Source organism: Sorangium sp. So ce362 (assembly GCF_051519845.1).
GTDB lineage: Bacteria > Myxococcota_A > Polyangia > Polyangiales > Polyangiaceae > Sorangium.
Window position 1 is genome coordinate 3,082,199 of record NZ_CP150332.1, and the last position, 23,010, is coordinate 3,105,208.

Annotated in this window: 18 protein-coding genes; 12 read left to right on the top strand and 6 right to left on the bottom strand. The window is 71.6% G+C overall.

Annotation, left to right across the window (positions count from 1 at the left end; all coding sequences use genetic code 11):
- Window positions 1–134: 134 nt before the first annotated feature.
- Window positions 135–1,376, bottom strand: a complete 1,242-nt coding sequence (locus tag WMF17_RS12285; RefSeq protein WP_437604243.1) for a formylglycine-generating enzyme family protein — start codon at window positions 1,374–1,376, stop codon at window positions 135–137.
- Between the two features lie 351 nt (window positions 1,377–1,727).
- Between WMF17_RS12285 and WMF17_RS12290 the strand changes: the two genes are divergently transcribed.
- Entirely contained in the window at window positions 1,728–3,464 is a 1,737-nt protein-coding gene (locus WMF17_RS12290) for an OmpA family protein (RefSeq protein WP_437604244.1), read from the top strand.
- 231 nt (window positions 3,465–3,695) lie between these two features.
- On the opposite strand, the gene WMF17_RS12295 is transcribed toward WMF17_RS12290, so the two are convergent.
- Window positions 3,696–4,835, bottom strand: a complete 1,140-nt coding sequence (locus tag WMF17_RS12295; protein WP_437649546.1) for a hypothetical protein — start codon at window positions 4,833–4,835, stop codon at window positions 3,696–3,698.
- A 237-nt stretch (window positions 4,836–5,072) separates the two neighbouring features.
- Between WMF17_RS12295 and WMF17_RS12300 the strand changes: the two genes are divergently transcribed.
- From WMF17_RS12300 to WMF17_RS12315, 4 genes are all read left to right on the top strand, one after another.
- Window positions 5,073–6,731: a hypothetical protein gene (locus tag WMF17_RS12300; protein ID WP_437649548.1), complete on the top strand. Its 1,659-nt coding sequence runs from the start codon at window positions 5,073–5,075 to the stop codon at window positions 6,729–6,731.
- Window positions 6,732–6,922: 191 nt separating this feature from the next.
- Window positions 6,923–8,986 (top strand): MopE-related protein, encoded by a 2,064-nt coding sequence (locus WMF17_RS12305; protein ID WP_437649550.1) that lies wholly within the window; start codon window positions 6,923–6,925, stop codon window positions 8,984–8,986.
- Window positions 8,987–9,209: 223 nt separating this feature from the next.
- Entirely contained in the window at window positions 9,210–9,842 is a 633-nt protein-coding gene (locus tag WMF17_RS12310; RefSeq protein WP_437649551.1) for a hypothetical protein, read from the top strand.
- A 277-nt stretch (window positions 9,843–10,119) separates the two neighbouring features.
- On the top strand, window positions 10,120–11,370 hold the full coding sequence (locus WMF17_RS12315) for a helix-turn-helix transcriptional regulator (RefSeq protein ID WP_437649553.1): 1,251 nt from the start codon (window positions 10,120–10,122) through the stop codon (window positions 11,368–11,370).
- Between the two features lie 129 nt (window positions 11,371–11,499).
- On the opposite strand, the gene WMF17_RS12320 is transcribed toward WMF17_RS12315, so the two are convergent.
- Both WMF17_RS12320 and WMF17_RS12325 read right to left on the bottom strand, forming a co-directional pair.
- On the bottom strand, window positions 11,500–12,888 hold the full coding sequence (locus WMF17_RS12320; protein WP_437602232.1) for a KamA family radical SAM protein: 1,389 nt from the start codon (window positions 12,886–12,888) through the stop codon (window positions 11,500–11,502).
- A 209-nt stretch (window positions 12,889–13,097) separates the two neighbouring features.
- On the bottom strand, window positions 13,098–13,802 hold the full coding sequence (locus WMF17_RS12325; RefSeq protein ID WP_437602233.1) for a transglycosylase SLT domain-containing protein: 705 nt from the start codon (window positions 13,800–13,802) through the stop codon (window positions 13,098–13,100).
- A gap of 251 nt (window positions 13,803–14,053) precedes the next feature.
- Here WMF17_RS12325 and WMF17_RS12330 point away from each other — a divergent pair, with 251 nt between their 5' ends.
- Complete coding sequence (locus tag WMF17_RS12330; RefSeq protein WP_437649555.1) at window positions 14,054–14,539, top strand: hypothetical protein; 486 nt, start codon at window positions 14,054–14,056, stop codon at window positions 14,537–14,539.
- A gap of 38 nt (window positions 14,540–14,577) precedes the next feature.
- Here WMF17_RS12330 and WMF17_RS12335 read toward each other — a convergent pair whose 3' ends face one another.
- Window positions 14,578–15,588: a CPBP family glutamic-type intramembrane protease gene (locus tag WMF17_RS12335; protein ID WP_437649557.1), complete on the bottom strand. Its 1,011-nt coding sequence runs from the start codon at window positions 15,586–15,588 to the stop codon at window positions 14,578–14,580.
- 212 nt (window positions 15,589–15,800) lie between these two features.
- Between WMF17_RS12335 and WMF17_RS12340 the strand changes: the two genes are divergently transcribed.
- The 3 genes from WMF17_RS12340 (at window position 15,801) to WMF17_RS12350 (ending at window position 19,076) form a co-directional block, all read left to right on the top strand.
- The gene (locus WMF17_RS12340) at window positions 15,801–16,178 is read left to right on the top strand and encodes a hypothetical protein (RefSeq protein ID WP_437602237.1); all 378 of its coding nucleotides are present in this window, start codon (window positions 15,801–15,803) and stop codon (window positions 16,176–16,178) included.
- Window positions 16,179–16,404: 226 nt separating this feature from the next.
- Window positions 16,405–18,336, top strand: coding sequence for a biosynthetic arginine decarboxylase (gene speA, locus WMF17_RS12345; protein ID WP_437602238.1), 1,932 nt, complete (start codon window positions 16,405–16,407; stop codon window positions 18,334–18,336).
- A gap of 8 nt (window positions 18,337–18,344) precedes the next feature.
- Complete coding sequence (locus WMF17_RS12350; protein WP_437649559.1) at window positions 18,345–19,076, top strand: heme exporter protein CcmB; 732 nt, start codon at window positions 18,345–18,347, stop codon at window positions 19,074–19,076.
- 51 nt (window positions 19,077–19,127) lie between these two features.
- On the opposite strand, the gene WMF17_RS12355 is transcribed toward WMF17_RS12350, so the two are convergent.
- Window positions 19,128–20,402, bottom strand: a complete 1,275-nt coding sequence (locus WMF17_RS12355) for a 2Fe-2S iron-sulfur cluster-binding protein (RefSeq protein ID WP_437602240.1) — start codon at window positions 20,400–20,402, stop codon at window positions 19,128–19,130.
- A 203-nt stretch (window positions 20,403–20,605) separates the two neighbouring features.
- Here WMF17_RS12355 and WMF17_RS12360 point away from each other — a divergent pair, with 203 nt between their 5' ends.
- The 3 genes from WMF17_RS12360 to WMF17_RS12370 are packed head-to-tail and all read left to right on the top strand — an operon-like array spanning window position 20,606 to window position 22,768.
- The gene (locus WMF17_RS12360) at window positions 20,606–21,223 is read left to right on the top strand and encodes a hypothetical protein (RefSeq protein WP_437489990.1); all 618 of its coding nucleotides are present in this window, start codon (window positions 20,606–20,608) and stop codon (window positions 21,221–21,223) included.
- Window positions 21,207–21,884 (top strand): nicotinate (nicotinamide) nucleotide adenylyltransferase, encoded by a 678-nt coding sequence (gene nadD, locus WMF17_RS12365; protein ID WP_437649561.1) that lies wholly within the window; start codon window positions 21,207–21,209, stop codon window positions 21,882–21,884. Before WMF17_RS12360 ends, nadD begins: the two co-directional genes overlap by 17 nt.
- A 5-nt stretch (window positions 21,885–21,889) precedes the next feature.
- Window positions 21,890–22,768 (top strand): DUF2520 domain-containing protein, encoded by an 879-nt coding sequence (locus tag WMF17_RS12370; RefSeq protein ID WP_437651332.1) that lies wholly within the window; start codon window positions 21,890–21,892, stop codon window positions 22,766–22,768.
- Window positions 22,769–23,010 lie beyond the last annotated feature (242 nt).

Sequence of the window (23,010 nt, forward strand, 5' to 3'; positions counted from 1 at the left end):
CAGCCTCATGAGGCTGGCCTGTCCGCTCGTGTTCCCGTGGCGAGATTGCCGCGTTCAGCTGTGCATTTGTATGGCAGGTACGGGGCCGTGGGACATGTGAAGCCTAGATTTTACGGACCGATTCCTTTGATTATTTAGGGTTTTCTCGCGCAGCGTACGCCCTGAGTCCGGCTTGTGCGGTATTCCCTGTTTCTGAACGTTGTGTCGTAGAGCGGTGCGATGGCATTCCCTCCGCGTACCACGTGTTCAATTGATCCCGAGCAGCCATGGTTCGAGCAGTTCTCGCACGGTACTGGATAGTCTCCGCTGCAATCCAGGGTCCACTCCGAGGTGTTCCCTAGCATATCGGCATGGCCCCACCTGGCGTCGCCAGACGGCGAGAACGAGCCAACGGGTAGGAAAGCGGAGATGTTGCATCCAGTAGAGGAGCCGTTGCCTCTGCATCCATGCGCAGCGAATCCAGGCTCCCTCGAGGAGCCCCACGGATATGTCCTTTGCTCCGCGCCGCCAGCGGCGGCGTAGTTCCACTCCGCCTCGGTGGGCAAGTGACCCCCGTCCCATACGCAGAACGCGAATGCCTCGTACCATGTGACGCAATGGATCGGCCGGTTTTCATTGGGGCCTGGTGTGGCTGTCCATGTCGGATAGTAGTCGCACTCGAGCTGTGTCTTGAGCTCCGTCGTGTTCGCGGCCAGCGCAGACGTCCAGCCGAATTCCCACCCGCTGTCTGCGACCCCGGGGCGCTCCCCAGCTCCAGGCGGTGGCGGATCGGCCTGCGTCCCCTTCAAGGCGTCCACAAAGGCCCGAAATCGCCCCACGGTGACTTCGTACCTGTCTAGCCGGAACTGGCTGACGGTGGCTGGGTATCTGTCATTGTTGCCCCGGTAAAACGTGCCCCCCGGCACCACATCCATGGCGCAGCAGTCCGTACGCCCGTCGGCACCACAGTCAATCCCGGTGCCAGGCGCTTCCCCGAACTGACAGCTTGTGGGAACGCATTGCCCATCGCGGCATCCGGGGAGCGGTGTCACGCACGCCGCTTGCTCGATCCACGCCCCGCCTTCGCATCGTTGCGGCCTGTTCCCTGCACAGCCGCGCTCGCCCTCGGTGCATGGCACGCAGCCGCCTTGCGCGCAGACTGGGGCCTCTCCGCTGCAAGGCCGCTGGTGAACCCACTCCCCGTCTGCGCACTGCCGCGGCGTGTCGCCGACGCAGTCGCGCGCGCCGTGCGCGCAGCCCGGCGCACCCGAGCTGCCGCTGCTCTCGCCGCCGGCGCCAGTCCCACCAGCGCTCGCTCGGGGCGCATCTTCGAAGTCGTCAAGCCCGAGCAGCAGGCCGCAGCTCACCTGCGCGGCCGCCACGCATGTCAGAGCCATCCGGGTGCCCGCGCGTCGACGTATGCACTGTCTCTCCACCTTCGCCACGCACCCCACGCTACACGTTCGCCGCGCGTCCACGCTACGCTCCCCCGCCGCTTACGAAGGCGCCGGCGTGCCCGCCTCCTGGCCGCCGCGCCCGCCGCGCCCGCCGCGCCCGCCGCGCCCGCCGCGCGCGCGCCCCGGACACAGCCGCGCCCGCTCCGCGGGGCTTCTCGCACCTCCTGGCTCGACCCAGGAGACATCCTCCCCCGGCCCGAGTAATCTCCCGCCCGGACGCCGGCCCGCATGCGGCGGAACGCCCGCGTCAACCTCGTTTCTCGAGCGTTGCTTGGAGGACAGCTCACCGTGATGGATCGAAGAACCCTGCCGGGCGGTAAGCCGCGACGCCGGTCGCGCCTTCGCTGCGCGCTGACCGCAGCAGCCCTGGCCGCACCGGCCCTCGTCGCGCTTGCGCCCTCCGCCGCGCGCGCGCAGGAGCGGACCTTCTACCTCGATCGCCTCAGGATGGCCGGCGCCCCCGACGACGGGTTCGGGGTCTGGCGCCCCCACATGGGGGAAAAGACGCGCATCTTCGGGCAGCTCGGGCTGGGCGTGTCGGTCCACCCGCTCCGCAACGACAACTACGTTGACGATCTCGCCATCGAGGAGCAGCTCGAAGGCGACGGACCCGTCACCTCGCAGCTCATCACCTACCTGAACGCGGGCGTCGAGATCCTCGGCCGCGGCGCCCTCCAGGCCTCGTTCCCGATCGTCGTCTTCCAGGACGGCAACGAGACCTGCCACCCCGATCCGTCCCTCGGCCTGAACCAGTGCGTCAACCTGAGGACCGCAACCCCCATGGACCTCCGGCTCGAGGCGCGCCTCGTCGCGCTGGAGCTCGACGAGCGCCGCTTCCGGCTGGGGCTCTCCGCCGCGGTCTTCGCGCCCATCGGCAACACCTACTCCTTCGGCGGCGACCGGACCGTGAGCAGCGCGTTCGGCCTCGGCGCCGAGTACGACTTCACGGATTTCCTCGTCACCCTCAACACCGGCGTCGCGATCCGGCCGCCCGTGCAGCTCCACGAGCTCCGCGTCGGCAGCGAGCTCACGTACGGCGTCGGCGGCTACGTCCCGCTGCGCGACGGCACGATCCGCGTCGGGGCCGAGATCTTCGGCTCGTTCGGCCTCCTCAAGGACACGCTCGGCGAGCTCGACGCCTCGCCCATCGAGTGGCAGCTGAACGGCAGGATGGCCCTCACCCAGGACAAGGCGCTCTACGCCGGCGCCGGCGTGGGCACCCGGCTGAGCGGCGGCTACGCCCCCGATTTCCGGGGGGTCGCCGTCGTCGGCTACTCGTTCAGCATCACCGACTCCAACGCCCGCTCGCCCGGCTTCAACTACGTCATCGAGGCGGAGAAGGACGCCGACGGCGACGGCTACCCCGACGTCATCGACCTCTGTCCGGAGGACCCCGAGGACGGCAAGCAGCCGAAGCCGAGCGACGGCTGCCCGGACATGCCCGATCGCGACGGCGACGGCATCCCCGATGTGGTCGACAAGTGCCCCGATGACCCCGAGGACAAGGACGGCATCGACGATCGCGACGGCTGCCCCGAGGAGGACGCGGACCAGGACGGCATCCCCGACGCCGAAGACAAGTGCCCGAAGGAGCCGGGGCAGGTCGTCGTCGACGATCCCGAGAAGAACGGCTGCCCGTACTACATCCGCAGGATCACGGGCTCCGCCGAGATCGAGATCATGAAGCAGGTCGAGTTCGAGTTCGACAGCTCCAGGATCCTCCCGCAGAGCTATCCGATCCTCGACGAGGTCGAGCGGCTGCTCAAGGCGAACCCGGAGATCAAGCTGCTCAGCATCGAAGGGCACACCGACAACCAGGGCACCGCCGACTACAACGACCGGCTCGCGCACAACCGGGCGATCGCGGTCAGGGTCTACCTGGTCAACAAGGGCATCCAGTCGGAGCGGCTCACCTCCGTGGGCTACGGCTCCCGCCGGCCGCTCGTCGCCAACGACACGCCGGAAGGCCGGCAGCGCAATCGGCGCGTCGAGTTCCACATCAAGTCGCAATCGATCGAGGGCCGTTAAGCTCCCGCCGGAGCGGCCGGCCGGCCCTCCGCCGAGAGCAACCGACGTTTGCATGCACGTGCCTCGCCACGCGCATGCAAACGTCGCCTCCGCGCCGCGCCCACAGGCTTCGTCCTGGCCGGGCGAGCGCGCAGCGGGCGTGTGGCTCGCGCGAGAGCCGCTCTCGCGGAGCGCGCTAGCGGGCGCGCCGCTCGCGCGGCCTTATCCGGGCGCGCGCCGCCCGACCGGCGTTCAGTCGTCGTGGTGCCCGAGCGCCGGGCGGCGATGGTCGCGCTTGCCGGGGATCGGGAAGCCGCAGACGGCCTCTTCGAGCAGGCAATCCTGCTGTGCCGGACACTGCTCCGGGTCGAGGACGCCCGGATCGCACGGACGAGAGCAGAAGTCGGGCCTCGGCAGCGGAGCGTCGTAGCGGCCGTCGCCGTCGATGCCGATGATCACCACCCAGGAGTCGCGCTCTGGCACCGTGAAGGTGACCTTGCCGCGCACGTCGACGAGCGCGCTCGGCCGCATCTCCGGGTCCAGCAGGCGGATCATCGCGCCGTTCAGGTAGATCTCCACCCGATCGACGCCGAACCAGCTCGCCGTCTGGACATCAAAGAGCAGCTCGCTCGATTTCCCGGTGCTCGCCGCCGCCACCTCACCATAGGTCTTGCCGCCGATCGTCGCCAGGATGAGGGGGCCGTACGTCGGGATGGCGTGCGCGCCCCGCAGGCCCTCGACGGCGGCCGGCGTCTGGAGCGCGGCCGGGGAGTCGGTCGCGCTGCGGAAATAGGTCCGCGGAAAGCCCGGCTCCTTCGAGCCGTCGTGGCTGTCGCTGCTCGCGATCTGCGCCGGAACGAAGCCCCGCTCGAGGTAGCGGAAGCGGTCGTCCACCTGGCCCGCCCGGTACGTGCAGGGCTCATCACGCGCCTCCGCGGCGACCGGCTCGTCGCCGAGCGCGGCGGGCCCGCAGAGCTCCTGGCTCTCAAGAGTCGTGCCGGGGAAGCTCCAGTTCTTCGCCTGCTCGTCCGGCGTTCGAGCGAGGACGCGCTTCACGAGCGCCCACGCGAGCTCGGTCCGGGCGTCGAGCGCGCGTGCCGCCGTCACGCCTCCCCACGCCTCGTGGATGCGCGCTGTCTCCTCGTCGCCCCCGGCGAGATCCATCGAGATGGCGAGCCGGACGAGCCCCGCGACGTCGCCGCGCAGCCCGGCGCGGACACGGCGCAGGCGGAAGCCGGGCTGCTCGGCGCTGTCCCCGACCTGGGTCGTCGCCTGCTGCCCGCGCCTCGGCCGGCGTCGACCCCTCGGCGGCGCGCTCCTCGGCGGCGGGCTCGGGCTCCTGCGCGCGCCGAGGAGAGGGCCAGCAGGACGGCGGCGCAGCCTGCGACGCAAGCAAGATGCCTCATGGCTTCAGGTCTCCTGGAGGGCTGCGTGGAGCGCCCCGTGCCGCTCCGGATGGCCGGTGGGTGTCATCGCGTGCCGTGTCCGCCTGGCGAGGTGCCCGGGAAACTAGAGGAAGACACGCGTCGCTGCAATCGGCGCTGCGTCCTGTGCTAAGGCTCGCATCGCCTCGCGGGCCTGCCCGCGCCTCGCGCCGCACGCGAAGGGCAGGGGAGGGCCACCGTTCTCATGGAAATGCCCGGTTCGAGCCCGCCCGAGAGCGACCTCACGCCCGGGGTCGGCGCGCCCGCCTCCGTGTCACGCCGGCGCGCCGGCGAGGCGGAGCCCCCCGCGCCGCGGCGAGGGCCGCGCTGGGCGAGCGATCGCGGTCTCATCGCGACGTTCGCGCTCCTCGCCGTCGCGGCCATCGTGCCGATATGGCGCGTGCGGTTCCTGCCCTTGCTCGATCTGCCGAATCACCTCGCGGCCGTCCATATCTGGCATTACTTCGATGCACCGTGGACTCGCTACCAGGACTTCTACGAGCTCAGCCTCCGCCCGGCCCCCTACGGTGCCTATCACGTCCTGATGCACCTCATCGCTTTCGCCGTCGATCTCGAGGCCGCGAATCGGATCGTGCTCTCCGCTTATGTGCTCTCCATCCCCGCGGCGGCGCTCGGCTGGGCGCACCGGACGAGGCGCAGCCCGTGGCTCTCGCTCCTCACCTTCCCGCTGGCGTTCAGCCTCTCCTGGGCGTGCGGCTTCCTGCCGTTCCTCGTCGGCATCTCGCTGCTGCTCGCCGGCGTCGTCGCGCTCGACGCCTATCTCGAGCGGCCGAGCCGCGGGCGCGCCGCCGCCGTGGCGTTGCTCAGCGTCGGATGCGGCCTCAGCCATCCGCTCATCCTCTTTGGTTATTACGTCTGCGTCGCCGTCCTGATGCTCTGTTACCTGCCCCGGTGGTCGCGGATCGCCGGCGCGCTGCCGCTCTTCGCGCCCGCCGTCGCGCTCCTCGTCTGGCAGCTCGTCGCCTTCGAGAGCCCCATGGTCGATCTGCGGAGCGGCCCGCGATTCAAGGGCGCCTGGGTGCCCTGGCACGAGATGCTCCGCTCCTTCCCCGAGTACACGCTCAACTCGGTATCGGGCGATCTCGACACCCAGCTCTTCTGGGGGCTGCTCGCGGCGGCGTCGTCGCTGGCGCTCTGGAGCTTCGCTCGGCGCTCCGGCTTCCTGCCCACGCGCGAGCCAGCCACGCCCGCCGGCTCGCCTCTCGGCCGGCTGCACAACCACCGCTCCCTCGTCCTGTGCGCGGCGATGGTGGCCTGCTATTTTCTCGTGCCGCTGCACCTGGCTCGCCCGTTCGACTGGTGGTTCGTGAGCGGGCGCTTCTCGCCGCTCATCTGCTTCTTCGGATTCCTGTCCATCACGGCGCCGCTCCGGGGCCTCTCTCGCCTCCTGATGGTCCCCGCCGCGGCGGTCGCGCTCGTGCTGCCGCTCCACCTCTCGGAGAAATATGCGAGCTTCGACGAGCGGATCGAGCCGTTTGCCCGCATGGTCGGGCGGATCCCGCCGGGCGCAGAGGTCCTCTTCGTGTCGCTGCCCCCTCGGACCGACGAGGCCCTGATCATCGAGGGCACGAACCACTTCTCCTCGTGGGTGCAGGTCATGCGCGGCGGCTTCAGCGCGGATGGCTGGCACAACGTGGGTTTCCCCTTCAAGCTGAAGCGCCGTCTCCCCGCGCCGCCGTCGAACCGCGGTGAGTGGTTCAAGCCGGATGTCCACGGCGTCGCGTACGACTACGTGATCCTCCGCAACGAGCGGCTGGAGAAGCCGGTGTTTGCCGCGGCGCGCACCTCGTTTCGCCGGATCGAGCGCGAGGGCGCCTTCTCCTTGTACGAGCGCGCGCGCTGACCGACGTCTCGGTCGCACGTCCGCTCGGCCCGGCCGCTTGCGCCGCGCGGCGCAAGCGTCATCGCCCGTCCAGCGACGCGACCCCTCTCCGCGGATCTGCCGTCGTCCGCGGCGCCGGCGGAGTATTCTACGATCCTTGCGGGCAGGCGCCCCTCGGGGGCGCCGCGCCCGCGGAGGGGAGCCGCTCGCCGATGTCGACCAGAACCCGCGCTGTCCGTCGCCGCCCGCTGGCCTGGACTGGAGGGCTGGCCGCCGCCCTGGCGGGGCTCGCGCTGGCGCCCGGGGTGGCGCCGTCCTGCACCGCCACCGGAGCCCCCGACGTCCCCCGGGGCGGCGGCGGCGAGGGCGGCGTCGACTGCCCGACCGACTGCGCCGCGGACTCGAGCGCTCCGCTCTGCGATCGCGCGACGGGCAGCTGCGTCGCGTGTCTCCCCGGCCCTGACGCGTGCCCGGCCGGCCAGGTGTGCGACCCCGAGGCGAAGCGCTGCGTGGCCGGATGTGAATCCAAGGGCGACTGCCCCGCTCCGCTCCTCTGCGATCCGGAGCAGCATGCCTGTGTTGGCTGCATCACGGACGGTGACTGTCCTCCTGGCACGCTGTGCACCGGAGAGGGCGAGTGCGTTCACGGCTGCTCGGCGACGCGCCCGTGCGACGGCGGCGCGGCGTGCTGCGATGGGCTCTGCCGGGATCTCGAGACGGACGCGCAGAGCTGCGGCGTGTGCGGTCGGGCCTGTCCCGAGCTCGGGCACGGCGAGAGCGCCTGCGTCGCGGGCGGGTGCGTGCTCAGCGCCTGCGACAGCGGCTTCATCGACTGCAACAAGGACCCGGCGGACGGGTGCGAGCACGACGTCGCGGCGCACGGGCCCTGCTCGTGCACGCCGGGCGAGACGAGGGCGTGTTACCAGGGGCCGCCGGGCACCGAGGGGGTCGCCCCCTGCGCCCCCGGGGTCTCCACCTGCAGGTCGAGCGGCCTCGGCTGGGGCCCGTGCCTTGACCAGGTGCTGCCGGAGCTCGACGCGTGCGCCGACGGCATCGACAACGACTGCGATGGAACGGTCGACAACACACCCGATCAGGACGGCGACGGGTGGACGAGCTGCGAGGGCGATTGCTGCGACGCCACGTCGGACAGGTGCGGCTCCCCGTCCCTCGTGAACCCCGGCGCCTTCGAGGTGGCGGACAACGGGGTCGACGACGACTGCGACGGCACGGTCGACAACGCCTCTCCTTGCGACGAGGGGCTCGCGAGCGACTCGGCGACCGCGCTCGACTACGCGAAGGCGATGGATCTCTGCGCCACAACGACGGCGAGCCCGTCGTCTCCCGCGCAGCGCACGTGGGGCGTCATCTCCGCGAGCTTCCGCCGCGCCGACGGCACCGGCGCGCCCGCGGCGGCCCAGCGGTCGATCCGCCGGGGCTTCGGCTCGGGCATCCTGCCGCTCCAGGGCGCGCGGCTCGCGGTGCTCTCGACGGGCGTCGCCGCCGCGCAGGCGTCGCCGAACAACACGAGGCCGAGCTTCGCCCCCTTCCAGGGCGGCCAGGACATGGGGACGTCGAGCGGCATGCCCGCGGACTGGCTCGAGGCGAACGGCGGCAACCTCCCGAACGCGCCCGGCTGTCCGGAGCCGCAGGGCGGCACGACGGCCCACGATCCCGTGATGTTGCGGCTCCGCGTGCGCGCGCCGACGAACGCGAGCTCGTTCAGCGTCTCGACGTTCTTCCTCTCGTCCGAATACCCGGAGTGGGTGTGCAGCGCGTTCAACGACTTCTTCCTCGGGCTGCTCGACTCGACGTTCGACCCCTTCCCGGGCGAGACGCCGAACCCCGCGGACAAGAACCTCGCGTTCTACGACCCGCCGCCCGCCGGCGGGTCGGTCTATCCGCTGGGCGTGAACCTCGCATTTGGCGGCACCGGGCTCTTCACCCAGTGCGTCAACGGGCCGACCGGGTGCGGCGGCGGCGCCAACGCCGGCTCGACGACCACCTGCGCGGGGATCGGCCAGCTCCTCGGGACGGGGTTCGACATCACGAGGCCTCCAGCCCAGCCTCCGAGCGAGCCGGGCTGGTGCGGCACGAGCGAGCGCGCCGGCGGCGGGACCGGCTGGCTGGTCATGAACGGCAACGTCAGCCCGGGAGAGATCCTGGAGCTGCGCTTCGTCCTCTGGGACACCGGGGACCCGTGGAACGACTCCGTCGCCCTCCTCGACAACTTCCGGTGGTCGGCCTTTGCCGCGACGCCGGGCACACGCGACTGAGGCGCCGAGCGCGGTCTGACCGGGGGAGAGCGGGGGCGTTGTGGGACATCGCCTCGCGCGGCGGCGCCTCGGGGATGGCCCCGAGGCCGGCGGCGCCAGGGAGCGCGCGAACGCAGCGGACGCACGGCGACCCGATTACACTGCGCGTCGAGCCGGGGACCGCGGCACGCATCCCTCGGTCGCGCTCGAAGGAGCGCCTCTGTTCATCACCCAAGGAGACTGCATGAGGAGAACGATCACGCCGCTCGCGCTGTTGCTCGCGAGCCTGTCTTTCGCCACGCTCGGCTGCGACAGCAAGGGGAGCGACGAGACGACCCCGGGGGCGGTGGCCGAGGGCAAGCCGACCGAGAGCGCAGCCCCGGCGGCGACGGCCGCGCCGGCGGCGACGACCGCCGCGCCGGCCGCTGCCACCGTCGAGCCGACGGCCGCCGCGCCGGCGGAGACGGCCGTCGCGGCCGCCGAGCCGGCGGAGACGGCCGCCGCGGCGGCGCCGAAGGCGACGGCCGCGGCGGCCGCAGCTGCGGCCGCTGTGCCGGCGGCGACCGGCGCCGCCCAGGCGGGCGAGAAGAAGGTCGAATGCGGCGCGAAGGGCCAGAAGCTCTGTCCGATGCAGGCCTGGATGAAGAGCACGATGGCCTCGGCGACCTCGAGCGGCGACGGCGCGAAGATCGCTGCGGCGCTCCAGTACGTGGCCGGCAAGCCGCCGCCCGGCATGGGCAGCTGGGGAGCCATCTCGAAGGCCGGCGCCGCCAAGGCGAAGGCCGGCGACATCGACGGCGCGAAGGCGAGCTGCAAGCAGTGCCATGACCTCTACAAGGAGCAGTACAAGAAGACGATGCGCGATCGCCCCTGGTGAGCCGTCCGCCGCGCGCGCGGGCGGCGATCGCCGCCCGGCCGGCGGAGCGCGGGACAAACATCTTGGATGGGAGGGGGTGATGCGATAGAGCGCTGAGCTGATGGCGCGCGCTGTTCGCACAGGCCCCGGGGGTGCCCCAGCGCCGGCCACCTCGCCCACTCGCGCGCGGGGTGCCGGCGGCTCGAGCGGGGCCGCGAGCGCGCCTCGCGCGCGTGTCGGCCAGGCGGCCGACCCGTTCTCCAGCAGCGCGCTGCCGCCCTCGAAGCCGCGTGCGGGCGTGACGCCGCGGCTCACGGGGGACGCGGCGCTCGACGTCAGGCCGAGCACGGCGGCCCCGCCTCCGCCGAGCGTGCGCCCCCCGGCGGCCCCTGCACGGGCGGACGCGAGCTCTCCTGCGACCGCCTCGAAGAGGCCGCCTGCGCCGGACTCGAAGAAGCCGCCTGCGCTGGAGGACGACGACGAGGACGACGAGGACGACGCCAAGGGCGGCGCGCAGCGCGGCCGGCCGCGCGGCCCGTTCACGCAGCACCGGCGGCTCGACTCGCTGCGCAGCTTGCTGCAGAAGCACCCTGCCGGCCTGACGATCTACGAGCTGGCGCGCGAGCTCAACGTCACGCCGCGCTCGCTCCGGCGCTACCTTGTCGAGGTCAAGCGCGAGCTCGACCTCGTGTCGGTCGCCACGCGCCCCGGCGGCCCTCGCCTCTGGCGGCTGTCCCCGAGCGAGGCGCCCCGGCGCGTCGAGGTGCGGCGGACGCAGGCGTACGCCCTGCTCGCCGCCCGCCGGCTCTTCGAGCCGATGCGCGGCTCGACCCTCTTCGAGGAGATCGACCTCGCCGCGCAGCGCCTGCTCGGCGTCGCGCGCAGGCCGGGGCGCGGCCCGAACGCCGGCGTCGCCGACGCGCGGCTGGAGGAGCGCTTCCTCTATCTCCCGTTCGCCCCGAAGGACTACGCCGCGCGGACCGAGGAGCTCGACGACCTGTTCCAGTCCGTCGCCGACCTGCGCCCGCTCCGGTGTCGCTACCGCCGCTCGCGGGACGGGCGCGAGGAGCGGGTGCTCATCCACCCGTACGCGCTCGTCCTCTACAAGGACGCGATCTACTGCGTGGGCCTCCACGTCAGCCGCGGCGAGGTGCGCACGTTCCTGCTCGATCGCATGCGCGACACGGAGTGCGCCGTCACCGAGCGGTTCGAGCTGCCCCCTGATTTCTCCATCGACGACTACTTCCAGGGCCAGTTCGGCATCTGGCGTGGGGGCGAGCCCCGGCGCGTCGTGATCGACTTCGACGAGCGCGTGACCGAGTTCGTGCGGACGCGCAAGGTGCACCCCTCTCAGGAGATCACGCCGCTTCCCGGCGGCGGCGTGCGGCTCACGATGCACATCGGTGACATGACGGAGCTCGCCACGTGGGTGCTCGGCTTTGGCGAGACCGCCCGCGTCGTCGAGCCGCCCGACCTCGTGGACCGCGTGAAGCGTGAGCTGGCCGGCGCGCTCGCCCGCTACGCAGAGGCGCCGCCGGCCGAGGCCTAGGGCCCCGCGCGAGCCCGCCTGCCGGCGCTGTGGCTGGCAGGCGGCTCGATCCGGAACGTCGATCGATGGAGCCCGCGCGCGAGCGCTCGCTGCGCGCGGCTCCTCCTCCGCCCGTGCTCGTGCGCCGCCTCAGCGCGGCGGTGCGCGGAGCGCCTCGTCGATCATCTTCTGGTGCTCCGCCGGGTCCGCCCAGCGGCCGCGCCCCTCCGGCGGGAGCTGATCGATCGGATCGAAGTACGTGTACCGCTGCCCCGGCTTGACGCTCGGCGCCTCGAACACCGAGATCCCGGTCGTGCGGTCGTAGTGCTCGAACGAGTGCGCGTCGCGCTTGCCACCGCCGCCGGGGGCGTCGACGACGAACGTCGGCGTGTTGAACCCGGCGGTCGAGCCGCGCACGTGCTTCTCGATCATGAGCCCGGTCGCGAGCGTGGTCCGGAGGTCCTCCACGCCGCGGACGAGGTCGTGGATGTAGACGTAATAGGGGTGCACATGCAGGTGCCCCAGGCGCTTCACCAGCAGCTTCATCGTCTCGGGCGTGTCGTTCACCCCGCGCTGCAGCACCGACTGGTTCCTGACCGTGATCCCGCGCTCGAACAGCTTGTTCATCGCGTCGCGGGTGACGCCCGTGATCTCGTTCGGGTGGTTGAAGTGCGTGTGGATCACGACCTCCTTGTGCAGCTTCCGTCCGAGCTCCACCGTGCGCGTGACCGCGTCGATCCACTCGTCGTCGGTGAGGATCTTCTGCGGCATCACGGCCGGGCCCTTTGTGGCGAGGCGGATGCGCTGGATGTTCGGCATCCCGAGGAGCGTCTCGCCGATCGCGCCGAGCTGCTCCGGCCGCAGGTTGTACGCGTCGCCGCCGGAGACGACGATGTCCTCCAGCTCCGGGCGCGAGGCGATGTACGCGTATGCGCGCTTCCACCGCTCCTCGTCGACCTTGAAGTGGGTCTTCTCGACCTCGTCCGTGTCGATGCCCACCGCGTAGCTGCGCGTGCAGAAGCGGCAGTACACGGGGCAGGTGTCGAGCGGGAGGAACAGCGCCTTGTCGGCGTACCGGTGCGTCAGCCCGGGGACGGGCGCGTCCGCGCGCTCGTGCAGCGAGTCGAGCCCGAGCTTCGGGTGATCCGGCAGGAAGCGCGAGGCCAGCGGGATGAACTGCGTCCGTAGCGGATCGTTGTACGGATCGCTCCAGTCGATCAGCGAGAGCATGTACGGCGAGACGCGGACGCTCATCGGCGCGTGCGCGAAGCCCTCGGTGGCGTCCCGGATGAAGTCGTCCGACACCATCCCGCGCAGCGTGTCGAGCAGCTTGTCCGGGCGGGTGATCGACTTCTTCGCCTGCCACCGGTGGTCCATGAACTGCTCGTCGGTCACCTCGGCGTACGCCGGGATCCTCCGGAAGTCGGGCACCTCGAGCAGGTTCGTGTGCTGGAGCGACGCCGGATCCACCGGCGGCTTGAGGGGCGCGATGTCGGGGCTTCGCTTTGTGAGTTCGATGAGGCTCGAGGTGGTCGTCATGTCGTGGACCCTTGCCCGCGCGGAGCAGAGAGAGCGTCAGGAGATTGGCCGCGTGCGCCTGTGCTTCCCGGGGCCTGCCCGGGGAGAGGCAGCGGCAGCGGTTCCTGGGATCGTAGCATCGCGGTACGCCTGTCGGGGGCGGTGTGCGCTGCGCTGTCGAGCGGCGCCTCCGGCTGGCGGGCGGAAGGGCTGCGCGGCGGGCGAGCCCGTCAGGGCTCGATGGAAGCTACCGTCGTATCCCGGGTGGTTCGGTAGCGCGCATAGTAGGTCCGCACGCGCGTCACGTAGGCCTGGGTTTCGGCGTAGGGAGGGATGCCGCCGTACCGCATCACCGCCCCTTCGCCAGCGTTGTATCCGGCGATGGTGAGATCGAGATCTCCGTTGAAGAGGTTGGCCAGGATGCGCAGGTACCGCGTTCCTCCGAAGATGTTCTCTCGCGCGTCGAACGCGTCGCGCACCTGCATGCGGAGGCCGGTCTCGGGCATCAGCTGCATCAGCCCCTGGGCGCCGACGGGCGAGACGGCCCGCGGATCGTAGTCGCTCTCGCACTTGATGATGGCGCGGACGAGCTCCTCGGGGATCTGGTAGAGCGTCGCGGCCTGCCGGATCCACGGGTCGTAGCGGCTGAAGCGCTCGAGGGATTTGTCGCTCGGGGCGACCGGGGTCACGCCGGGGCGCGTCGAGGAGCGGCGCCCGTCGCCCTTGATGTACAGCTTGAACCGCGCGTCGCCGGCGGAGCGGTTCGAGAAGTGCACCGTGCCGTCCGCGTCGGTGTACGTGAAGATATCGGCGAGCGCGCTGCCCGGGTGAAGCGCGAGGGCGCCGAGCCCGAGCGCGGCGGCGAGGGCCCGCAGGGGCACGCGAACGGAGGAGCCGGAGGTCGACGACTGGACGGGCATCTCTCGGCTCAGCATAGGTTGGGATCGCCTGCTCGCGCAAACCGCACCGTGGCGGCGGAAAGGAACGTCGCGATGCGGCGTCGTGACGAATGTCGCGGGGGCGCGGCGTCGTGACGAACGCCGCGGGGACGCGGCGTCGCAGTGAACGCCTCGGTCCGCGGCGTCATTCCGGGGACGCCCGCGCGAGGCCGTCCGCCGCGCCGCGGTGTCTGCGTGGAAGCTCGCTCTGGTGAGCACGTTCCGGGCGCTGTACTAAGGCGGACGCCATGGAGATCGGCTGGCGACACGTGCTCGCGGGGGTTGCGGCCCTCTTCATCCTGTTTCTCATGGTCAAGATGCGCCCTGCCCGGCGGCGCCGGGACGCGCTGAGCGCCGAGGTGCAGGCCGCGCGGGAGCGCGCGCGGCGCGCCACGACCCCGCGCGAGCGGGCCGAGGCGCTGTGCGACGCGGGCGTGCAGGCGATGCGCAGCGGCCGCCGCGTCACCGCCGCCGTGGGCTTCTTCGTGCGCGCGATGCGCGCCGACCCCGCATCCGCCCGGGTCATCGAGCTCGCGAGCGGCGCGCTGGCCAGGCGCCGGCCCCGGCTCCTGGAGAAGATCCTCTGGCGGCGGCTCGCGGTGCTCCCCTGGGACGGCGAGCACCGCGACGCGGCGCGCGCGGTCGCCGTCGCGCTGGAGGCGCTGTACCGGCGCGAGATCCGGGACCGGAGCCGCGCCGAGATCATGCGCAAGCTGACCCGGACGCTCGGCTGAGCCGCCGCGCGAGGGCCGGCGGCGTCACCTCGCCGGCGTCACGTCCCCCAGAACGATTTTGGCAGCGCGCCGCGGTTCGAGAGCGCGACGAGGTCCATGAGCAGCGCGACGGTGACGTGGACCAGGAAGCCCGAGTAGATGCTCTTCGTGCGCATCGCGAGCGAGCCGAGCGCGATCCCGGCGACCACGGCGCCGGCCGCCTCCAGGTACGGCTTGCCGAAATGGATCATGCAGTAGGGGACGATCATCGCGAAGATCGCGCCGGAGCCCAGGGTGTGCCGGAGGCCGGCGAGCCAGAAGCCGCGGAAGAAGATCTCCAGCGCGAAGAACTGGGCGAAGTACATCGCTTCCCAGGCGATGAGGTCGAACCAGGAGCGGGAGGACTGCTTGTAAAAGGGGTAGTAGCTCCCGAAGTCGGGCGCGCTCGCGACGAGGAACACCGCCGGGACCACGACGGCGAGGCAGAGCCCATAGATCCACGCGTGCTTCGCGAGCCCCCGGACGCGCAGCCCCATGTCGAGCAGGCTGTCCTTGGGGAAGCAGAGCTTCCACGCGCCCATGGGGATGGCCACGTACCCGAAGACGCGGGTGAACGACCACCACACGTAGCTGTAGAGCTCGTCGTAACGGTGGAGCGAGATCGGCACGAACACCCCGGCCGGCGAGAGCGTCTGGGCGAGCTCGAGCTCGCGCAGCCACGGCCGGATGTGCACGTCGTAGACCGCCCTGCCGCCGTAGTACTGCTGCAGCATGAGCACGACCGCCGTGATCGTGAACAGGACGGCGGGGCGGCGGTCGTAGCCCCCGGCGGCGAGGGTGCGCCGCTGGTGCTCGTGGGCCTCGACGTCGAGCTCCCGCCAGGTGCGTCGGAAGAAGAGCCAGAGGACGGGCGCGAGCGCGATGAACGCGACGACCGGGAAGAGCGCCTTGAGGAGGGTGCTCGCCAGGGCGGAAGAGGGCTCGGCGAGGCGGGAGCCCACGCCCGAGGGCGGCCGGAGGGGCCGGAGCCGGTCGACGAGCGCCACGAGCCAGCTCCCCAGGTTGAGCATCGGCGCGCCCTGTACCATGATCCGTGGCCCAGCACAGCGGTGACGCGCTGGCCCCGCCGCCGGCGCGCCCTCCGCCGCCCGCGGGGGCCATCCGCGGCGCGCCCTTGCGGTGACCCAGGCCGCTCTGCTAGATCGCGCCCCCTCTTCAATGCCGTGCGAGTCATCTCGCGCATGTCCGGTGCAGGCCTCGCCTGCCCGTGGGAGTTTCAGCAATGGCCAGCAAAAATCCGCTTGCAATCGTGAAGGAGCGCTTCGGCGACAAGGCAAAGCTCGTCGAGGCCGTGAAAGGGTTCGCGACCGAGGATCTCTGGCTCGGGCGCGTGAGCTCCGATCGGGGCGGCTCCAAGGGGCTGGACCACGTGTCGAACACAAAGCTCCTCCGCCTCCACGCGACGTTCAGCGCGGTGAAGGAGCAGTTCGGGACGCGGGCGAAGCTCATCGACGAGACGCTGACGGTCCTGAACCGGTCGAAGGACCAGGGCTACAGGAAGCGCCTCGAGACGTACCCCGTCCCGCGCCTCTACGACCTCTACAAGTCGGCCTCGAAGCGGGCGAAGGCAGCCTCGGCGACCCCGAAGGCCCAGGCCTGAGCTACCCGCTCGTCGAGCGCACCGTCCATGCCGGATCGCATCGGGCTGCCTGCCCTTGAAGGTCCGGCGTTCCTATCGTAATTGAGCCGCGTCGCCAGCGCGCGGCGTCCAGCCGTCCAGCGTCGGACCGACGATCTGACGTCCCCCTGATGAGCCTGAAGCCCCTCTTGGGCCCTCCCAGAAAGGTGGGTGTCGCCCGCCGCGAGCCCCGCCAAGGAGAACGACTGTGAGCAGCGCGCACGAGATCGAGACCGGCGACTGGACCACGGAAGACGCCAAGTCGCTCTACATGATCGACCGCTGGGGTCGCGGTTATTTCGATGTGAGCCCGGACGGCAACCTCACGGTCGCGCCGCTCCAGGAGCGCGGCAGCAAGATAGCGATCCGCGACGTCGTGGACGCCGCGCTCGAGCAGGGGCTCCGCACGCCGCTCCTGATCCGCTTTCAGGACCTGCTCCACCACCGGGTACGGTCGCTCAACGAGGCCTTCAACAAGGCGATCGCCGAGAGCAAGTTCCGCGGGACGTACCGCGGCGTGTTCCCGATCAAGGTGAACCAGCTCCGGGAGGTCGTGGAGGAGATCCTCGACGCGGGGAGGGCCTATCACTACGGCGTCGAGGTCGGCTCGAAGCCCGAGGTCTTCGCCGGCCTGTCGGTCCATACCGACCCCGAGTCGCTGATCGTCTGCAACGGCTACAAGGACGAGAACTTCATCCGGACGGCGCTGATCGGGCGCAAGCTCGGCAAGAAGGTGATCCTCATCGCGGAGAAGCTCTCCGAGGTGCGGATGATCACCCGCGTCGCCAAGGAGATGAACGTCGAGCCCATCATCGGGCTCCGGGTGCGGCTGATCACCGAGGGTGCGGGCAAGTGGAAGACCTCCGGCGGGGAGAACGCGAAGTTCGGGCTCTCCACCGCCGAGATCCTCGCGGCGATCCGGATCATGGACGAGGCGGGGATGAGCGCCGCGTTCAAGCTCCTCCATTTCCACATCGGCTCGCAGGTGCCCGACATCCTGATCATCAAGCGCGCCGTGCGCGAGGCGACGCGCTACTACGCGAAGCTCCGCAAGATGGGGCAGCGCATCGAGTACATCGACGTCGGCGGCGGGCTCGCCATCGACTACGACGGCTCGCGCTCGACCTTCCACTCCTCGATGAACTACTCGGTCGAGGAGTACGCGCGCGACATCGTGCACAACATCGCGGACATCTGCGACGACGAGCGGGTGCCTCACCCGAACATCGTCTCGGAGTCCGGCCGCGCGATCGTCGCGCACCACTCGGTGCTGGTCGTCCAGGCGTTCGGCTCGATCGAGAAGACGCCGATGTCGCCGATCGACATCCAGACCGAGGAGCACAAGCTCATCCAGAACCTCCTCTACATCAAGGACAACATCTCCGGGCCGAACCTCGGCGAGTCGTGGCACGACCTGCTCCAGATCAAGGAGGAGGCGCAGAAGATGTTCGAGCTCGGCCTGCTCAACCTCGACGTGAAGGCCCGGGTCGAGATCCTCTTCTGGGAGATCGCCGAGAGCATGCAGAAGATCGCGTCGGAGCTCGATCCGGAGGAGGTGCCGGACGATCTCGGCGAGCTCCGCAAGCAGCTCGCCGATCAGTACATCTGCAACTTCTCGGTGTTCCAGTCGCTGCTCGATCACTGGGCGCTCGGCGCGCTCTTCCCGATCGTGCCGATCCACCGGCTGAACGAGCGCCCCGCGGTGGACAGCACGCTCGTCGACATCACCTGTGACTCCGACGGCAAGGTGAGCAAGTTCATCGATCTCAACGACGTGAAGGACACGCTCCCGCTGCACCCGATCTTGGGCGACGAGCCGTACTACGTCGGCATCTTCCTGACCGGCGCGTACCAGGACATCATGGGCGACATCCACAACCTCTTCGGCCGGGTCAACGAGGTGCACGTCTTCCTCGATGAGGACGAGGACAGCGGGTACTACATCGAGGAGACGATCGCCGGGAACAAGATCCATGAGGTCCTGGCGCTGACCCAGTACGACAACCGCGATCTCGTGGGGAAGGTGAAGGCCCAGGTGGACGGCGCGATCAAGCAGGACCTCCTCAAGCCGACGGAGGGCATGCGGCTCCTCGCCGACTACGAGCGGGGGCTCAAGGACCAGACGTACCTGAGCCTCTGAGCCAGTCCGTGCTCTCCGACACCACGGAGCCCGCGGGCCCCGCGTCGCTCCTCCGGCGCCGGCCCGGGTGGGTGCGTCAGGCGATGCTCGTCGCGCGGAAGGACCTCGCGATCGAGCTCGCCACGGGCGAGATCGTCACCACGAGCGGGTTCTTCGCGGTGCTCGTCGCGGTGATCGCGTCGCTCGCGTTCTACGCCGGGCAGGACGCGGTCGAGCGGGTGGCGCCCGGCGTCATCTGGGTGAGCGTGGCGTTCGCGTCGGTGCTCGCGCTGAGCCGCACGTGGCAGCGGGAGCGCGAGGACGGCGCGCTCGCGGGCCTGCTCGTCCTGCCGATCGCGAGGAGCGCCCTCTTCGCCGGCAAGGCGCTCGGGCTCTGCGTGTTCGTGATCGCGGTCGAGGCGATCATCATCCCGGTCGCGGCGCTGCTCTTCGCGGTGGATCTCGCGGAGACGGGCGCGGGGCTCGCGCTCCTCTGCCTCGCCGCGACGCCGGGCATCGCCGCGAGCGGCACCCTCTTCGGGGCCATGACCGTGCGCACGCGCGCCCGTGACCTCGTGCTCGCGAGCGTGCTCTTCCCGCTGCTCGCGCCCACCCTGCTCGCCGCGGTCGCGGGGACGCGGGAGCTCTTCGGCGGCGCGACGATCGGCGAGCTCACCGATTACGTGGCGCTCATGGGCGTGTTCGACGTCGTGTTCATCGCGGGCGGGCTCGGCCTCTTCGATCTGATCATCGAGGGCTGACCTGCGGCGCGGCCGCGCCGGGCTGCTCGCGGCGCGCCGCGGATCGGAGGCTCAGGCGGCCGCGCTGCGCGCCGCGAGCACGTCGTCGGCGAGGGTCTTTGCCGCCAGCTCGATGCCGTCGAGATCGAGCGCGGCGCCGGTGCACTCGCCGAGCGCCCACACGCCGTCGCCGGCCCGGCCGCGCGCGTCGACCCTCACGGCGTACCCCGCGCGCGGGTCGACCTCGACGCGCGCGCCCGCCTGCGCGGCGACCTCGAACGAGGGCGCGGCGGGCACGTCCACCGCGAGCGCGACCACCTTGAGGTCGCTCGTCGGGCTGTCGGGGGCGAAGGGCGCGTCGCGCACCGTCACGCTCTTCACCTGCGAGATCCCGTTCACCGCGGCGAGCGCGGCGAGCGGGATCCGCGCCGCGACGCGGCCGACGAGGGCGCTCGCGAGCTCGTCGGCCCAGAAGCCCTCGCCCGCGATGGCGACGGGGCCGGTCGGCTCGACGCCGCAGGCGAGCAGCCGGCAGAGCGCGCGCGCCGAGAAGACCCCCGGCAGATCGTTGTTCGGGAACGCCGCGACGCCGTCGTGCGCCCCGGTGGCGAAGACCATGGCGGGCGCCCTGATCACGGTCGCGCCCGCGTCGCCGGCGACCAGGAGCTCGCCGAGGTAAACGCCGGCGGCAACGTGCTGGCAGAGCACGCGGACCCCGTCGAGCGGGTGTCGCGCGAGGAGCTCCGCCGCCCGGCGCGGTGCCCCGGCGAGCGACCCGGCAGGGGCGAGCGCGTCGTCGATCAGCGCGACGCGGAGGCCGCGCGCCGAGAGCGCCGAGGCCGCCGCCACGCCGGCGGGCCCGCCGCCGATCACCGCCGCGTCCAGGTCGAGCCGCGCGGCGGGCTCCGGCGGGAGCGCCGCGCTCGGCAGCCGGCCGAGCCCCGCCAGCTTGCGCGCGATCGACTGCATGACCCCGGACAGCCCCGGGACGCCGGCCATCAGGTGGTGGTGATCGATCCCCTGCGGGAAGAACCAGTCGGTCACCCGGAGCAGGTCCGCCTGCCGCGAGCCCACCACGTTCTGCACCTCGATGCGCTCGCCGCCGGCGGCCGGCCGCAGGCAGGTCATCACGTTGGGCACCCCGTCGACCCGCGCGAGGCAGCCGTCGCAGCCTCCGCGCAGGCAGGTCGGCGCCCGGGGGCGGTGCAGCTTCGGGCTCCGCGCGAGCGTGACGCGCCCCGAGGCGAGCAGCGCCACGGCCAGGGGCTCTCCCCGTTCCGCCGGGACGTCCGCTCCGTCGAGGGTGATGGTGACCGGATGCTGGAGCGCGCGACCTCGCCGAAACATGGGCGGACGCTAGCAGACGCGCGCCGGGGGGGCGCGCGCCATGGCCACGGAACCGCGGGGGAGGAACCGCGGCGCGACCGCGGCGCAGGAACCGCGGCGCAGGAGGCGCAGGAGAAGAGAGCAGGGGCGGTGGAGCCACCGGCGCGAGCGCGCGGCGCGGAGAAGGTGCCCTCCTCTTCGCGCGCTGATCTATGCTGTGACCGATGCGCCTCGGCGTCCTCGGCCCTGCACAGGGTGATCTGCCCGCGCTCGCTCGCGGCGCGCAGCACCTGCTCGACGAAGGCCACGCCGAGCGGGTCATCTACGTCGCCGAGGACGACGCCCTCGACAGGGTCGTCGAGGGCTGGGCGCAGAGCCTGGTCGGCGCGAACCCCACCGAGGGCGCCCTGTTCGATCGGGCCGCGCGCTGCGCGACCGCGACGCCGGAGCAGCTCGACGCGTTCGTGGCGTCCGAGCGGGCCCGGCTGCGCCTCAAGGTGCTGATGAGCCTCCCGCCGGGCCAGCGCACGATCGAGATCCTGGACGGGCGCGTCGCGCTCTTCGTGTTCGACAAGGCGGCGCTCGACGAGGAGGACATCGTCGCAGCGTCGCTCCTCGTCTTCGGCAAGAGCTCCGAGCCGCTCATCAAGAAGGTCGGCCCGCGGACGTTCTTCTCTCCCGGGCCGATCGGCTCGGAGGGCGGCCGGGCGCTCCTCGACGACGGGCAGGGCGGGGTGCGGATCGAGGTGATGAACGCGAGCGGCGCGGTGACCGCGCGCGAGATCGTGGGCCCGTCGGCGGCCGGCCCCAAGCTGAGGGTTCAAGGTGGCTCGCACGGCTGAGGCGCACGCGGTCGCGACGCCCGGGGTGGCGCCCGAGGCGCGCCGCGTCGCGATCTTCGGGGGCAGCTTCAACCCGCCTCACGTGGCGCACGTGCTCGCGGCCACCTACGCGATCTCCGTCGCGCCGGTCGACGAGGTGCTCGTCGTCCCCGTCTACCGCCACCCCTTCTCCAAGGAGCTCGTGCCGTTCGAGCATCGTCTGGCCATGTGCCACCTCGCCCTCGGCTGGCTCCCGTGCGTGTCGGTCTCGGCCGTAGAGCGCGATCTCGGCGGCGAGAGCCTCACGCTGCGCACGCTGGAGCACCTCGCCGCGGCGCACCCCGACTGGGCGATGCGCCTGCTCGTCGGCGCCGACGTGCTCCTCGATCTCCCGCGGTGGCACCGCTTCGACCGCATCGAGCAGCTCGCGCCGCCGATCGTCCTCGGCCGCTCCGGCTTCGCCGCGACCGGCGCGGAGCGCCTCGACGCGGCGGCGGCCGCTCCTCGCCCGCACCTGCGCCCCGACCCCCTGCGCCCCGCGGACGTGCTGCTCCCGCAGATCTCGAGCAGCGAGATCCGCCGGGCGTTCGCCGCGGGGGATCTGGAGGCCGTCCGCCAGCGCGTGCCGCGCGCCGTGCTCGACTATGCGCTCGCGCATGGCCTCTACGGGAGCAGCCCGTGAGCGAGATGGACAGCACGCGCCCGTCGCCGGTTCACCGGGACGACGGTCCTCGCGACGACAGCGCCGTTCCGGAGGTGTTCATCTACGGCGGCGGCAAGGTGGGCCGCGGGCTCGCGCGCGCGATCCGCGACGCGGGGCTGCCGGTCACGCTCCGGCCCGCGCGGGACGGGCTGCCGGCGGAGCGCATCGAGGCGGACCTCGTGATCCTCGCCGTGCGCGATCGGGACATCGCGCCCTGCGCCGAGGCGCTGCGCGACCGGCGGCTCGTCGGCCACAGGGACGCCGCGGTGGTGCACTGCGCCGGCGCGCTCGGCCCGGAGGCGCTCGCGGCGGTGCGGGGCCGCCGCGTCGCCGTCGCGCAGATGCACCCGATGATCTCGTTCGCCTCGCCGGCGTTCGCGCCGCTCCTCGAGCGCGGCCACCTCCACATCGACGGCGATCCCGCCGCCGTGCGCGCCGCGCGCTCGCTCGGGGTGCGCCTCGGGATGACGCCGCGCACGGTCTCCGGCCTCGACCGCGTTGCCTACCACGCCGCCGCGGGCCTCGTCGCCAACGGCGCCGCGGCGCTCGCCGCCGCCGGGGTCGACCTGCTCGAGCGCGCCGGCGTCGAGCGGAAGACCGCCGCCGAGATGCTCGGCCCGCTGCTCCGCACGGTCGCCGACAACGTCGAGGTGCTCGGCGTGCCCGACGCCCTCACAGGGCCCGTGCGTCGCGGCGACGCGGCCGGCGTCGCGCGGCACCTCGAGACGCTCCGCCGGCTCGCGCCGCGCCTCGTGCCCTTCTACGTCGCCGCCGCGGCGACGCAGCTCCCGCTGGCCCGCGCCCTGGGCGAAGCACCTCCGGACGCGTTCGACGCAATTCAGCAGGTCCTGGACGGAACTTAGCAGCTTTATTGAAAAGTTCTTTTGACACGGCACGCGCTTATCGATGCGCTGACGGCGGGATCCATTGATGCGACGTCCAGCGGAGAGGTACGCTTCTGTTGCCTTGGGATCTGTTGCCGCAGCCTGTGCTCTCTCTGCCACGACGAGCGATGCCGGGGGGTTCCGGGCGCTCGACGAGCGCGTTCGTGAAGCCGCGTCGCGTGGGGTGCTCCACGTCCATGGACAGCGGCCGATCCTGGACG

Bases quoted from the DNA above. Each gene is read 5' to 3' on its own strand.
- WMF17_RS12285 (WP_437604243.1), bottom strand. From the start codon at position 1,376: ATGGCTCTGACATGCGTGGCGGCCGCGCAGGTGAGCTGCGGCCTGCTG.
- WMF17_RS12290 (WP_437604244.1), top strand. From the start codon at position 1,728: ATGGATCGAAGAACCCTGCCGGGCGGTAAGCCGCGACGCCGGTCGCGC.
- WMF17_RS12300 (WP_437649548.1), top strand. From the start codon at position 5,073: ATGGAAATGCCCGGTTCGAGCCCGCCCGAGAGCGACCTCACGCCCGGG.
- WMF17_RS12305 (WP_437649550.1), top strand. From the start codon at position 6,923: ATGTCGACCAGAACCCGCGCTGTCCGTCGCCGCCCGCTGGCCTGGACT.
- WMF17_RS12310 (WP_437649551.1), top strand. From the start codon at position 9,210: ATGAGGAGAACGATCACGCCGCTCGCGCTGTTGCTCGCGAGCCTGTCT.
- WMF17_RS12320 (WP_437602232.1), bottom strand. From the start codon at position 12,888: ATGACGACCACCTCGAGCCTCATCGAACTCACAAAGCGAAGCCCCGAC.
- WMF17_RS12325 (WP_437602233.1), bottom strand. From the start codon at position 13,802: ATGCTGAGCCGAGAGATGCCCGTCCAGTCGTCGACCTCCGGCTCCTCC.
- WMF17_RS12330 (WP_437649555.1), top strand. From the start codon at position 14,054: ATGGAGATCGGCTGGCGACACGTGCTCGCGGGGGTTGCGGCCCTCTTC.
- WMF17_RS12335 (WP_437649557.1), bottom strand. From the start codon at position 15,588: ATGCTCAACCTGGGGAGCTGGCTCGTGGCGCTCGTCGACCGGCTCCGG.
- WMF17_RS12340 (WP_437602237.1), top strand. From the start codon at position 15,801: ATGGCCAGCAAAAATCCGCTTGCAATCGTGAAGGAGCGCTTCGGCGAC.
- WMF17_RS12355 (WP_437602240.1), bottom strand. From the start codon at position 20,402: ATGTTTCGGCGAGGTCGCGCGCTCCAGCATCCGGTCACCATCACCCTC.
- WMF17_RS12360 (WP_437489990.1), top strand. From the start codon at position 20,606: ATGCGCCTCGGCGTCCTCGGCCCTGCACAGGGTGATCTGCCCGCGCTC.
- WMF17_RS12370 (WP_437651332.1), top strand. From the start codon at position 21,890: ATGGACAGCACGCGCCCGTCGCCGGTTCACCGGGACGACGGTCCTCGC.